The organism is Mycolicibacterium vinylchloridicum, from assembly GCF_013404075.1.
GTDB lineage: Bacteria > Actinomycetota > Actinomycetes > Mycobacteriales > Mycobacteriaceae > Mycobacterium > Mycobacterium vinylchloridicum.
Genome location: NZ_JACBJQ010000015.1, coordinates 89,105 through 102,849, shown reverse-complemented (window position 1 = coordinate 102,849; position 13,745 = coordinate 89,105). Strand labels below are relative to the sequence as shown.

At 67.4% G+C, this 13,745-nt stretch carries 10 protein-coding genes; 2 read left to right on the top strand and 8 right to left on the bottom strand.

The genetic code is table 11. The features are described from left to right. Positions 1 to 17 precede the first annotated feature (17 nt). From HPC46_RS14925 to HPC46_RS14890, 8 genes are read right to left on the bottom strand one after another with little or no spacing between them, the layout of a single operon-like run. Entirely contained in the window at positions 18 to 866 is an 849-nt protein-coding gene (locus HPC46_RS14925; protein ID WP_179471105.1) for a class I SAM-dependent methyltransferase, read from the bottom strand. Positions 867 to 883: 17 nt separating this feature from the next. Further along, entirely contained in the window at positions 884 to 2,308 is a 1,425-nt protein-coding gene (locus tag HPC46_RS35515) for a PGRS repeat-containing protein (RefSeq protein WP_179471103.1), read from the bottom strand. A 58-nt stretch (positions 2,309 to 2,366) separates the two neighbouring features. Beyond that, positions 2,367 to 5,237, bottom strand: a complete 2,871-nt coding sequence (locus HPC46_RS14915) for an AfsR/SARP family transcriptional regulator (protein WP_179471101.1) — start codon at positions 5,235 to 5,237, stop codon at positions 2,367 to 2,369. A gap of 55 nt (positions 5,238 to 5,292) precedes the next feature. Then, positions 5,293 to 6,012, bottom strand: a complete 720-nt coding sequence (locus HPC46_RS14910; RefSeq protein ID WP_179471099.1) for a FadR/GntR family transcriptional regulator — start codon at positions 6,010 to 6,012, stop codon at positions 5,293 to 5,295. Between the two features lie 13 nt (positions 6,013 to 6,025). Next, positions 6,026 to 6,799: a 3-oxoacyl-ACP reductase gene (locus HPC46_RS14905; RefSeq protein ID WP_179471097.1), complete on the bottom strand. Its 774-nt coding sequence runs from the start codon at positions 6,797 to 6,799 to the stop codon at positions 6,026 to 6,028. Beyond that, on the bottom strand, positions 6,800 to 8,164 hold the full coding sequence (locus HPC46_RS14900) for an aldehyde dehydrogenase family protein (RefSeq protein ID WP_179471095.1): 1,365 nt from the start codon (positions 8,162 to 8,164) through the stop codon (positions 6,800 to 6,802). Continuing rightward, a complete protein-coding gene (locus HPC46_RS14895; RefSeq protein WP_179471093.1) occupies positions 8,161 to 8,901 on the bottom strand; it encodes a gamma-glutamyl-gamma-aminobutyrate hydrolase family protein in 741 nt (246 codons plus the stop codon). Before HPC46_RS14895 ends, HPC46_RS14900 begins: the two co-directional genes overlap by 4 nt. After that, positions 8,888 to 10,261 (bottom strand): glutamine synthetase family protein, encoded by a 1,374-nt coding sequence (locus HPC46_RS14890; RefSeq protein ID WP_179471091.1) that lies wholly within the window; start codon positions 10,259 to 10,261, stop codon positions 8,888 to 8,890. The genes HPC46_RS14895 and HPC46_RS14890 overlap by 14 nt, the downstream gene beginning before the upstream one ends. A 204-nt stretch (positions 10,262 to 10,465) precedes the next feature. On the opposite strand from HPC46_RS14890, the gene HPC46_RS14885 reads away from it, so the two are divergent. Both HPC46_RS14885 and HPC46_RS14880 read left to right on the top strand, forming a co-directional pair. Further along, complete coding sequence (locus HPC46_RS14885) at positions 10,466 to 11,995, top strand: amino acid permease (protein ID WP_179471089.1); 1,530 nt, start codon at positions 10,466 to 10,468, stop codon at positions 11,993 to 11,995. A 72-nt stretch (positions 11,996 to 12,067) separates the two neighbouring features. Continuing rightward, positions 12,068 to 13,639: an amino acid permease gene (locus HPC46_RS14880; protein WP_179471087.1), complete on the top strand. Its 1,572-nt coding sequence runs from the start codon at positions 12,068 to 12,070 to the stop codon at positions 13,637 to 13,639. Positions 13,640 to 13,745 lie beyond the last annotated feature (106 nt).

The window sequence follows — 13,745 nt, the reverse complement described above, 5'->3', positions numbered from 1 at the left end:
CAGGGGCCAGGCCTCGGCTAAGCGGGCTTGGCCGCCGTGACGAGCAGGTACTCCGCGTCGTAGCTGGTGCGCTCCGGCTCGGTGGACTGGTTCCACGTTTCCAGGAAGGCCAGGAAATCCCGGTCCAGTGCCGCCACCTGATCTGGGTGACCCTGGTTGAACGCGTACACAGCGATGGTCGGGCCGTAGTTGCGCTTCCAATATTCCCGGAACTCGACGGGGCTCGGACTCTGTTCGATGCGGATCGTCTGCCGCCGGAACGTGAGGTCGACGACGTTGTCGCCGAACAACTCTCGCACATGATCCTCGTCACCCCACAGTGGCGCTGGCTGGGCTCCCGGGGGCAGCGGCGCCGCGTACGGCTTCATCGTCGCGAACAGCTGGCCGATGAACCCCTGCGGCGTCCAGTTGATCATCGCGATCGTTCCACCCGGCCGGCACACACGCACCAGTTCGCCGGCGGCCGCAAGGTGGTGCGGTGCGAACATCGCGCCAAGGCAGGACATCACCACATCGAAACCATTGTCGGCAAAGGGAAGTTCTTCCGCATCGGCCTCCACCCACTCCAGCTCGACACCGCGCTCGGCGGCGATTCGCCGCCCGGCATCGAAGAGTTCCGGGGTGAGGTCGCTCGCCGTGACGGTCGCACCCGCCGCCGCGGCGGGGATCGCGGCATTGCCGGAACCCGCGGCCACATCGAGCACCAGCTGGCCGGGCCGGATGCCGGCGGCCGCAACGAGCTCGGGCCCCAGGGCCGGGATCAGCTCGGCGGCGACGGCCGGGTAGTCACCGGACGCCCACAGCGCCCGATGTTTGGCCTTCAGCGCCCGATCGGTCGAATTATCTTGTTGTTGTGCAATATTCATTGTCCCAATCTCCTGATCTACCGATTCGGGCCGTTTGGCCCATTGCTGCCGTTGCGTGCGCTGCCGGTTCCCCCGGTGCCGCCGTTGCCGCCAGGCGTGCCTGCTCCGCCGGGACCTCCGTTGCCGCCGAAGCCGTTTCCAAGCGCAGTATTTCCGTTCCCGCCGTCACCGCCGGTACCCCCTTTGACACCAAGGCCACCATTGCCGCCGACCCCACCATTACCTCCGGTAGCCATGCCGAGATCGGTCTTACCGTTTCCGCCGTCGCCCCCAGGCCCGGCGGCCAGCCCACCGGAACCGCCGTTGCCGCCGTGGCCTCCGCTGGCATTCCCGTCGAAAGTGCTTGCTCCGGAACCATTTCCACCTGCGCCGCCGGCACCCCCGGGGCCGGCCGACCCCCCGTTGCCGCCGTGGCCTGCTTGTGCCGCACCCGAGGCGGTGATCGCCCGCGCACCGTTGCCGCCGTCGCCACCCCGGCCGAAGACCCCGGTGTTACCACCGTTGCCGCCGGAGCCGCCGTCGACGCTGTTATGGAGGCTTCCGGCCTCACCGCCGCCGCCACCGTCGCCACCGGAACCCGTGAGACTGCCACCGCTTCCGCCGTTTCCGCCGCCGCCGCCGGTCGCATCACCATCGGTGGTGCCGGCCAGTCCCCCTTCTCCGCCGCGACCACCGTCACCCGCCACCGACGCGCTGCCGCCCGCACCCCCGTCGCCGCCCCGGACCGCTCCCGTGAAGCTGCTCGCAGCCCCACCTGCACCGCCGGCACCTCCATCTCCAGCGACCAGACCGCCGGTGCCGCCCGCGCCCCCTACACCGCCTGTCGCACCGCCAGTGCCGACATTCTGACCTTTGCCGCCCACTCCGCCGACGCCACCATCTCCGAAGAGGCCGGCGTGGCCGCCATTGCCGCCGGCGCCGGCCACTGTGCTCAGCGGGGAGTTCACGGCCATGTCGCCCCCGGTACCGCCGGCGCCGCCGTTGCCGAATACCCCGGCGTTGCCGCCATTTCCGCCGGTCTTTCCGGGGAGTGCATCGCCACCTCGGCCGCCGTTGCCGAACAGCATGCCGCCGTTGCCGCCGTCCTGACCGGGCGCACCGTCGGCCCCGTTGCCGATCAGCAGCCCGCCGTCCTGGCCGGGCTCGACACCGTTACCGATCAGCCACCCACCCGGGCCGATGATCGGGCGTACGCCGGATGTCAGACCCACCACTCGCGCGGCCGGGACCGAGATCTCCCGGTCTCCCGCGGGCGGATCGGTGTGCGAGACGGTCGGGTAGATGATGAGCGGCTCCGAGTCGGATGCCAGCCGGACGGCGACCTCCACTCGGGGCGGTGCGCTTGTCGGTGTGTTATCCGCGGTGAACGGCGCTACGAACCCCGCGACCCCCACCCCGAGGGCTACCGCGAGTGCTCCGACACGCCCGATGTATTCGGTCATGGGCAGACCATGCGCCCCGCCGATTCAGCAAAGCTGAAGCGATCGTGAAATCCGCAGCTCAGGAGCTAAATCGGCGGAGGCTCGCGCGGGCCCGCGCGACCGCGTCGGCGCCGCCGAGTGCCTCGGATCGCGGCGCCCTCAGACCGGTGCCGAGCCTGACGATCTGGGTCTCACTCAGCGGTGACGGCTTACCCGCTTCCACCAGCGCGCGGTGCAACACGGCAGCGTCCTCATCGGCACCGAGCCGCACCAGCAGGCGGGTCACGTAACGCAGGTTCAGCCACTGCTGGCTCCAATCCCCCACCCGGTCCCAGTGATCGAGCACGGTGATGAAATCGCCTGCCGCCGTGTTCGGATCGCCATGGACCGCGCGGGTGGACGCCGCCTCCATCAACGCGATGCCGTGCCACCAGAAATTGTGTGCCGACGCCGCCAGCTCTGCCGCCTCGTCGAACAGGGCCAACGCTCGGCCCGGTTGAGACTTCTTGAGCACCAACCCCATTGCGTAGTCCGCCATCGACTGGGCGGTCGGGTTGGCGGTCGCCTCGGCTACCGCGAGCGCCTCTTCGGCCGCCTGTAGACCGGCGTCCGGATTGCGCAACGCGGCGTGGCAGATCGCCACATAGAACAACGCCCACACCAGCCGGATCGGGTCATCCTCGCGCCGGGCGCGAGTCACCTCGGCGTCATAGTGGCGCAACGCTTCTGCCGGTTTCCCTTCATAGAGGGCGACGTCGGCGAGTACGTCCCCAGGGTAGGCGATCCGGCCGGTACCGCGAGCGGGGATCCGGCCTTCTGCCCGCGCCGCCAACGCCCGGGCCATGACGTGATCGGCCTGGTTCCAAGCCGCGCGCGCGGCGTACCCGGCTACCGCGGCGAACAGCGAGTGGTCTGCCGGTGCCTGATCCAGGAGGCGTCGAGCCCACCCACCGGGCTCGAAGCCGATTCGCAGGTGGACCGGCTCGGGCAGCGATGCCACCAACCGCATCGCCCGGTCCACGTCGCCGTCGGTCATCGCGATCTCGAATGCGGTCCGCAGATTGTCATAGTCGGGCAATATCCGCTCAGCCCAGGCTCTTTCATCGGCAGTGTGCATGCCCGCGGCCACTCGCTCGGCGAGCCCGGTGAAGTAGACCGAGTGCCGCGTCGCACACGAGTCGCCGATCCCGCCTTCCCGCAATTTCTCTCGGCCGAACGCCCGCAGCATCTCCAGCACCGCGAAGCGGGACGACTCGCGGCCCGAGCGGGCCACCACCATCGACTTGTCGACCAGCCCGGTGAGCAGTTCGAGGGTGTCGTCCTCGGTGGCGCCGTCGGGCGCGCACACCCCGTGCGCCGCGGCGAGGTCGAAGCCGCCAACGAATACCGACAGCCGGGTGAAAAGCGCCTGCTCGTCCTCGGCGAGCAGGCGGTACGACCAATCGATCGTCGCGGTCAGGCTCTGGTGCCGGGGATGAGCGCCACGCACCCCGCCGCTGAGCAGGCGCAGCCGATCCAGCCGCCGGGCCACATCGAGGCTGGACATCGCGCGCATCCGCGCGGCAGCCAATTCGATCGCCAATGGCAGGCCGTCGAGTCGCCGGCAGATCTCGGCGACGGCGCCGATCGGCTCACTGTCAGGGTCGAAATCCGGGCGCCCCGCCCTGGCCCGGTCGACGAACAGCTCGGTGGCTTCATCCACTCCCAGCGGCGGGACCGACACGATCCGTTCCCCCTCGACACCGAGCGCCTCGCGGCTGGTGACCAGCAGCGAGACCTGCGGGCAGTGCCGCACGATCCGGTCGATCAGCCGGGCCGCATCGTCGAGGACGTGTTCGCAGTTGTCGACCAGCAGGAGCACGTCCCGGGCCCGCAGGTATTCGATCAACGTCTCGTCGATGGTCAGGCCCTGGCGCTGCTGCAGCGTCAGGGCCGCCGCCATTGCATGGCCGACGGCCTGGCCGTCGTCGACCGGGGCGAGCTCGCACAGCCACACCCCGTCGGCGAACCGCTGCTGGTCGCGGCCGGCGGCCTCCAGCGCCAGCCGTGTCTTGCCGACGCCGCCCACCCCGGTCAGCGTGACCAAAGGCCCTTCCCGCAGCGCCTTGCCCGCGGCCGCCAGCTCCTGTTCGCGGCCGACGAAACTCGTCGCCCGTCGGGGCAGTCCGGCATGCGGGCGAGTGCGCATCTGCTGCGCGCTCACCTCAACCGGTTGGCCCTCCTCACCGTCGAGGATCTTCTGGTGGACCTCGCGAAGCGACGGACCCGGGTCGACACCGAGTTCGTCGACAAGCCGTTCCCGCATGCGCCGGTAGGTGTCCAGCGATTCGGCTTGCCGGCCACTGCGATATTGGGCGAGCATCAACTGTCCGGCAAGGCGCTCGTCGAGCGGATGAGCCGCCTGGGCGGCGACCAGTTCACCAAGCAGTTCGTGGTGCCGGCCGGCGCGCAGCGCCGCGTCGTAGCGGTCCAAGGTGACCGAAAGCCGTTCCACGTCAAGGGAACCCCGGACCTCGAGGACCCACGGGGTGTCCAGTGCGGCGAACGGCTCACCGCGCCACAGCGCCAGCGCCTCGCCGAACAGCGCTGTGGCCTCGGTTGGATCGTCTGCGCAGCGGGCGCGCACGGCCAGGTGACGGAACAGATGCACGTCGATCGACAGCGGGTCGGTGCTGAGCTGGTAGCCACCGGGGCCGCGCCCGATGGTGACGCCGTCGGCCTCGGCGAGCAGGCTGCGTAACCGGGACACGTAGCCCGCCAGTGCGTTACGCGCCCGGTGCGGCGGCGCATCGGCCCACACCCGGTCCACGAGTTGGTCCACCGGCACCGACCGGTTCACGTCCATCAGCAGGGCGGCCAACACGCACCGCTGGCGAGCATGCCCGGGATCGAGCGGCTGCTCATCCAGGCGAATATCGATGTCACCTAGCAGGCGGAACCGCACGCCCATCGTTCACTGTCCACTCGCGCTCGGCGGCACCGGTTCACAGCTCACTCCCAGGAATCTAGTCCAAAAAGCCGTGCAGCAGGGCGGCCGAGCCTGCAACGTGAGCCTGCATCGCGGTGCCGGCCGCGTCGGGGTCACCGGCCAGGATGGCGATGACGATCGCCTCATGTTGTTCGTCGGAGTGCGCGATGTTGCGGCGCAGTAACGGAATCTGATCCAGCAGGGCGTTGAGCCGCATCCGGTTTTCGGCCACCAGCGGCACCAGCGACGCCGACCCTGCCGCCTCGGCGATCGCCAGGTGCAGCCGGGAGTCCAGCCGCCGGTAGTCGTCGGCACACGCGCAGCGCACGTCGGTCAGCCGCGACCACAGCACTTCGCGTTCGGCGGCCGTCAGCGTCCGGGTGGCGGCCATCCGGGCCGCGCCCACTTCGAGGATTTCGCGCAGCCGCAGTGCGTCGTCGATGTCGGCGCGGCTGAACCGCACCACGCCTTCGGTCGGTGCGGGCAGTTCCTCGGCCAGGAACGTGCCGCCGTAGCGGCCGCGGCGCGACACCAGGTAACCGGCGTCGGCCAGTGACTTGATCGCCTCACGCACGGTGTCGCGGCTGACCCCGAGCCGGGCGGCGAGTTCTCGTTCGGGCGGCAGCGAATCGCCCGGTGTCAGAACCCCGAGCTTGATCGTCTGCAGCAGCCGGGCAACCGTGTCCTCGAAGGCGTTACCGAGGCGCACCGGACGCAGCAACGCCTCGTGAGCCTGCTGCGGTTCCGGAGCTGACATGAGTACTCGCCTCCTACAGCGGAGTCACGTAGTGGCCGGTGATGCCGCCGTCGACCAGAAAGCTCGACCCGGTGATGAACGAGGAATCGTCACTGGCCAGGAACGCCACCGCCGCCGCCAGCTCCTCGGGTTCGGCGAACCGGCCCATCGGCACGTGCACCAGCCGGCGCGCAGCCCGCTCGGGATCCTTGGCGAACAGCTCGCGTAGCAGTGGGGTGTTGACCGGTCCGGGACACAGCGCGTTGACCCGAATACCCTGGCGGGCGTACTGGATTCCGAGTTCGCGCGACATCGCCAGCACACCGCCTTTGGAGGCGGTGTAGGAGATCTGGCTGGTCGCCGAACCGTTGACCGCGACGAACGACGCGGTGTTGATGATCGAGCCCTTCTGCGCGGGCACCATGTGCCGCAGCGCCGCCTTGCAGCAGAAGAACACCGACTTGAGGTTGACGTCCTGCACCCGGTCCCAGGCGTCGATGCCGGTGCTCTCGATGAGGTCGTCATCGGGTGGGCTGATACCGGCGTTGTTGAACGCGATGTCGACCCCGCCATGCACCTCGAAAGCGGTGTCGAACAAGCGATTCACCGCGACCTGATCCGATACGTCGACCTGGACGAACGTCACGTTGAGATCGTCGGCGACGGTCTTGCCGGTTGCCTCGTCGAGATCCCCGATGACGACGACCGCGCCTTCGTCCCGCATCCGCTTGACGGCCGCCAGGCCGATGCCGCTCGCACCACCGGTGACGACCGCGACCTTGTCCTTGAGTCGCTGCGACAAATCCATCTAGCTCTCCTCTACTGCGAAAAAGACGTTCTTGGTTTCGGTGAAGTGCAGTGGTGCGTCCGGCCCGAGCTCGCGGCCCAGTCCGGATTGCTTGAATCCGCCGAACGGGGTGTTGTACCGCACCGACGAATGCGAGTTCACACTCAGGTTGCCGGCCTCGACTGCCCGCGACACCCGGAGCGCCCGCGACAGGTTGTCGGTCCAGATCGACCCGGACAGGCCGTATTCGGTGTCGTTGGCCAGTGCGATGGCATCGGCCTCGTCCTCGAACGGCAGCACGGTGACGACCGGGCCGAAGATCTCCTCGATAACGGTCCGATCGGTGCGCTCCGGGGTGAGCACCGTTGGCGGGAACCAGAATCCAGGACCGCCGGGCGCCGAGCCGCGGAAGGCGACGTTGGTGTCGTCGGGTACGTAGGCGGCCACCGAGTCCAGGTGCTTGCGCGACACCAGCGGACCCATCTCGGTGTCCCGGGCGGCGGGGTCGCCGACGACCAGGCCCTTGACGGCCGGCTCGAGGAGTTCCATGAACCTGTCGAACACGCTGCGCTGCACCAGGATCCGGCTGCGCGCGCAGCAGTCCTGCCCCGCGTTGTCGAACACTCCGTAAGGCGCGGTGGCGGCGGCCTTCTCGAGGTCGCAGTCGGCGAACACGATATTGGCACTCTTGCCGCCCAGCTCCAGGGTCACCCGCTTGACCTGGTTGGCGGCCCCGGCCATCACCTTCGTGCCCACCTCGGTCGAGCCGGTGAACACGATCTTGCGCACATCCGGGTGGCTGATGAACCGCTCGCCGACCACCGAACCCCGACCGGGCAATACTTGAAAAAGATCCTGCGGCAGGCCGGCTTCCAGCGCGAGTTCCCCGAGGCGCATCGAAGTCAGCGGGGTCCACTCGGCCGGTTTGAGCACCACGGCGTTGCCGGCCGCCAGCGCGGGAGCGAATCCCCACGCCGCGATCGGCATGGGGAAGTTCCACGGCGTGATCACGCCGATCACACCCATCGGCTCGTTGAACGTGACGTCCAGGCCGCCGGCCACCGGAATCTGCTTGCCCGACAGCCGCTCCGGGGTGGCCGAATAGAACTGCAGCACGTCGCGTACGTGCCCGGCTTCCCACTCGGCGGCGCCGATCGGGTGCCCGGAGTTGGCGACCTCGAGCGCGGCCAGTTCCTCGACGTGGGCGTCGACCGCGGCGGCGAACGCCCGCAGCGCAGCCGCACGCTCGGCGGGAGCCGCGGCGGCCCAGCCCTTTTGTGCGACCTTGGCCCGTGCCACGGCATCGTCGACCCCGGCGGAGTCGGTCAACTCGACCGTGCGCAACGTCTGTTCGGTCGCCGGATTGACCAGTTCGGTGGTACTCAATTCACTCTCTCTGTCGTATAGGCGCGCGCCGCCTCGACCAGGCCGGCGAACAACCGAAGGTCCTCCAGTGTCTCCTCTGGATGCCACTGCACCGCGAGAACGAAGTCATGGCCAGGTAACTCGACAGCTCCGATCACACCATCTTCGTCCAACCCGGTGATCACCAGCCCGTCACCCAGCCGATCAATCGCCTGGTGGTGGTAGCACTGCGCGTTCGCGCTCTCCCCCAGCAGCCCGGCCAGCTTGCTGCCTTCCACCGTCTTGATCGACGAGGTGGCGAACACCGCGTTGCCCTTTTGATGGTGGGTGTGGCCGACGACATCGGGCAGGTGCTGATGTAGCGTGCCGCCCAACGCCACGTTGAGTACCTGTGCGCCACGGCAGATCCCGAGCACCGGCAGGTGCCGACGTAGCGCAGCGGCGACCAGTGCGAACTCCCAGGTGTCGCGAGCTGTGTCCGGCTCATCGGTGGTGGGATGCGGCTCGTGCGCGTAGGCGGCCGGGTTGACATCGCGGCCGCCGGTGAGGATCAGGCCGTCCACGCGGGCGAGGATCCGGTCGGCGATATCGTCGTCGACCGGTTGCGGCGGCAGCAACGTGGCGATACCGCCGGACCGGTTCACGCCGTGGATGTAACGGTCCGAGAGGAATGCCGCGTGCACATCCCAGATGCCGCTCTTGGCTTGCTGGAGGTAGGTGGTGAGCCCGATGACGGGTCTCGGTCTAGAGCCGTTCAAAGCCGCGTACCCTTTCCCAGTCGGTGACCGCCGAATTGAATGCGGCCAGCTCAACCCGGGCATTGTTGAGGTAGTGCTCCACGACCTCGTCGCCGAACACCTCGCGGGCGATCGCCGACTCCGCGAACAAGGCGGCCGCCTCTGCCAGCGTGGTGGGTAGCCGCTCGGCGCCGCCGGTGTATGCGTTGCCGGCGCAGGCCTCGGGCAGTTCCAGCCCGTTGTCGATCCCGTGCAGCCCGCCGGCGATCAGCGCGGCCACCGCCAGATACTGATTGACGTCCCCACCGGGGGCGCGGCACTCCATCCGCATGGAATGACCGTGGCCGACCACCCGCAGCGCGCAGGTCCGATTGTCGAGCCCCCAGGCGATCGCCGTCGGCGCGAAACTGCCCTCGACAAATCGCTTGTAGGAGTTGATGTTCGGCGCGTAGAAGAGGGTCAGTTCGCGTAGCGTGGCCAGCTGTCCCGCGATGAAGCTGCGGAACATCGGCGACATGCCCAGCGGATCGTCGGGGTCGGCGAACACAGCCGAGCCGTCCTCACCGCGCAGCGAAATGTGGATGTGACAGCTGTTACCTTCGCGCTCATCGTATTTCGCCATGAATGTCAGGCTCTTGCCGTGCTGGTCGGCGATCTCCTTGGCGCCATTCTTGTAGATCGTGTGGTTGTCACAGGTCACCAGCGCGGTGTCATAGCGGAAGGCGATCTCCTGCTGGCCGAGGTTGCACTCCCCTTTCACGCCTTCGCAGTACATTCCGGCGCCGTCCATGCCGAGTCGAATATCGCGCAACAGCGGCTCCATCCGGGTGGAGGCGTGAATGGCGTAGTCGACGTTGTAGTCGGTGGCCGGCGACAGTCCCCGGTAGCCCGCCGCCCAGGCATCGCGGAACGTGTCGTCGAAGACCATGAATTCCAGTTCGGTGCCGATGAAGGCTTGCAGCCCACGCTCGGCCAACCGGTCCAGCTGAGTGCGCAGGATGCTGCGCGGCGCCGGCAGCACCGGACCACCCCCGACGAACGAGAGGTCGGCCATCACCAGCGCGGTGCCGGGCAACCACGGCAGCACCCGCAGAGTGGTGAAATCGGGCGTCATCACCATGTCGCCGTAGCCGGACTCCCAGCTCGACATCGCGTACCCGTCGACGGTGTTCATATCGACGTCGACGGCCAGCAGGTAATTGCAGCACTCCGCGCCGTGCGCGGCGACCTCCTCGACGAACAGCCGGGCCGCGACCCGCTTGCCGGTCAGCCGGCCCTGCATGTCGGCGAAGGCGACGATCACCGTGTCGATCTCACCGGCGGCCACCATGGCATCCAGCTCAGCCTGCACCAACAGACCGGGACGCAGCCTCTGACTCATCCGATGTTCTCCCTCCAGCTGGTGACGGGGCGTGCCGTGAAGTCAACCATTGCAGCCCGGTTTCGCCGGGCTAACAGCCACAGGATTAACACAGCTGTCACTCCAAAGGTAGGACACCAGACCTTTGGCATTCTATTCTCCCTACAGGCATGGGAGACGTCCTCGCAGGGGCACCTGCGCTGCAACCCGTTAGGAGCCACCGCAATGGCCGATGAGCAGCTCAAATCCGGGGGTGTTACCTACACCCAGGCCGGCGAGGGATATTTCGAGAAGCGGACGCTACTGCGCACGGCCGGCTTCTGGGGGCTCTGGGGCATCGGCGTGGCCGCGGTCATCTCCGGCGACTTCTCCGGCTGGAACTTCGGGATCGGAGAGGCCGGCTGGGGCGGGCTCGGCATCGCCTCGATCGTCATCATCGTCATGTACTTCGGCATGCTGTTCTCCATCGGCGAGATGTCGGCAGCGATGCCGCACACCGGCGGTGCCTATTCGTTTGCCCGCGCGGCTATGGGCCCGTGGGGCGGGTTCATCACCGGTTTCGCCGAGTCCATCGAGTACGTGTTCACCACCGGGGTGGTGGTCTACTTCTCCGCGAGTTACGCCGACGCGGTGACCAGTGACCTGTTCGGGCTGTCGCTGCCGGGCTGGGTGTGGTGGATCATCCTCTACGCGATTTTCGTGGGCCTGAACTCGTGGGGCGCAGAGGTCTCGTTCAAGTTCGCCATCGTGGTCGCGATCATCTCGGTCGGCATCTTGGTGCTGTTCGGAATTCTGGCGTTCGCCAACGGCGCCGTCGACTTCAGCAAGCTCTTCGACATCGAGCCCGATCCGAGTAAGGGCGGCACCAGTACTTTCCTGCCGTTCGGTGTGATGGGGGTGCTGTATGCGCTGCCGTTCGCCATGTGGTTCTTCCTCGGCATCGAGGAGCTTCCACTGGCCGCCGAAGAGGCGCACAACCCGAGTCGGGACATTCCCAAGGCCGGGATCTGGGGCATGATCTCGCTGGTTGTCTGCGCGGCGATCGTGTACTTCCTCAATCCCGCGGTCACCGGTGCCGCCGCACTGGGATCCTCGGGCGAACCCCTACTGGACGGGTTCCGGGCGTTCCTGCCGACCGGCTGGGCGGCGATCTTGTCGGCGTTCGCACTGATCGGCCTGCTGGCCAGCCTGCAAGGAATCATGTACGCCTACGGTCGCAACCTGTACTCGCTGAGCCGCGCAGGCTACTACCCGAAAGTATTGTCGCTCACCGGGAGTCGCCAGACTCCGTATGTTGCGCTGATCACCGGCGCGGTTATCGGCTTCCTCGCCTTGCTGATCGTGAATTTCAACTCCGGCGCGGGCGACGTCGTGCTGAACATCGCAGTGTGGGGTGCGGTGCTGGCCTACATGCTGCAGATGGCCTCGTTCGTGCTGTTGCGCCGCAAGTTCCCGAATGCGCGGCGGCCATGGGTCAGCCCGACCGGGAACGCCGGCGCGATCGTGGCGTTCGTGATCGCGGCGGTCACATTCGTCGCGGTGCTGATCAACCCGACCTATCGGATGGCGGTGTACACGATCGTGGTGCTCTACGTCATCGGCCTGTTGATATTCGGGTTCTACGGCCGCCATCGGCTGGTGCTGTCGCCGGAGGAGGAGTACGCGGTGACGGGCGGCCTGCACGGGTACGACCCGGCATCTGAAGGGCTCGGCGGGACCATCGAGGACGAGATCCTCAAGGGCCACACCGACTGACGACCCGACCAATCCGTTACACCGTCGAATCGCGGTGTGCCGCACCCGCAAACCCCCGAGAGGAAAAGCACTGTGCCTGAAGGTCACGAACTACTCGACGAGGACGAACGACACCTCGCCAGTCTTGGTTACGCCCAGGAGTTGCACCGGTCCTGGTCCGGCTTCAGCAATTTCGCCATCTCGTTCTCGATCATCTCGATCCTGGCCGGCTGCTTCACGTCGTTCGGCCTCGGCTGGAACAACGGCGGACCGGCGGCCATCGCCTGGGGCTGGCCGATCCTGGCCTCGTTCATCCTGTTGATCGGCTTCTGTATGTCCGAGATGGTGTCGGCGTTCCCGACCTCCGGCGGGATCTATTGGTGGGCAGCCAAACTCGGCGGCCCCAAGGCCGGCTACTACACCGGCTGGCTGAACCTGGTCGGGCTGATCGCCATCCTGGCGTCGGTGGCCTACGGGTCGGCGACCTTCCTGGACCTGACACTGGGCACCTTCAGTGAAACCTGGCTGGCCGGCTACAGCCTGCAGCGCACGTTCGTCATGTTCCTGGTGATCCTGGTGGTCGTCGCCGTCATCAACATCTTCTCCAGCCACCTGCTGGCGGTCATCAACAACATCTCGGTGTGGTGGCACGTCATCGGTGCCGCCGCGGTGGTCGTGATCCTGTGGGCCATCCCCGAACAGCACGCCAGCTTCTCCACGGTGTTCGCCACCACCGTCAACAACACCGGATTCTTCGGCGGATCGACCTCGGGCTTCGGCTTCCTGCTGTTCGTGCTGCCGATGTCGGCGATCCTGACCCAGTACACGATCACCGGCTACGACGCCTCGGCGCACCTGTCCGAGGAGACCAAGAGCGCCGCAAACGCCTCCGCCAAGGGCATCTGGCGGTCGATCTTCTACTCGGCGATCGGCGGCTGGATCCTGCTGCTGACCTTCCTGTTCGCCGTGCAGGATGTCGACGGCGTGACGAAGGGCGGCGGCGCTGTCGCCACCATCTTCGCCCAGGCGATGGACTCCAAGTGGGTCGCCGTGGTGCTGCTGATCTCGACGGCGGGCCAGCTGTTCTGCACCACCGCGTGCCAGACCAGTGCCTCCCGCATGCTGTTCGCCTTCAGCCGCGACCGGGCGGTGCCCGGCCATCAGCTGTGGTCGAAGGTCAACGCCAAGAAGGTGCCGGCCAACGCCGTCATCGTCACCGCGTCGATCGCGGCCATCCTCACGCTGCCCGCCCTGGTGGAGGTGGACATCAACGGCGCCCCGGTGCCGATCGCGTTCTTTGCGGTCGTCTCCATCGGCGTGGTGGGTCTGTACCTGTGCTTCGCGGTGCCGATCTACTACCGGTGGAAAGCCGGCGATTCGTTCCCGCTCGGAAGTTGGAACCTGCGCGGCCACCACAAGTGGATGGCCCCGCTGGCGCTGGCCGAGATCATCATCACCTCGATCATCGCGATGTTCCCCACCTCCATCGGCGGTGCGCCCTGGGATGCCAGCTTCGAATGGAAGTTCGTCAACTACACCCCGCTGGTCGTGGGCGGCGTGTTGATCCTGCTGTGGGTCTACTGGCATGCATCGGTGAAGAACTGGTTCACCGGTCCGATCAAGCAGGTCGATGTGACCGGCGAAGAGCTGGAGGGGGTTTCCTGAGTCACTGACTCAAGACCTCACCCCTGGCCCGCCTCGCGGCGGGCCCCGCGCCCCTCGTGCCCGCAAGCCGAGGGGCGCGGTTTGGCTGTGGGCCAATCCCTTCAGC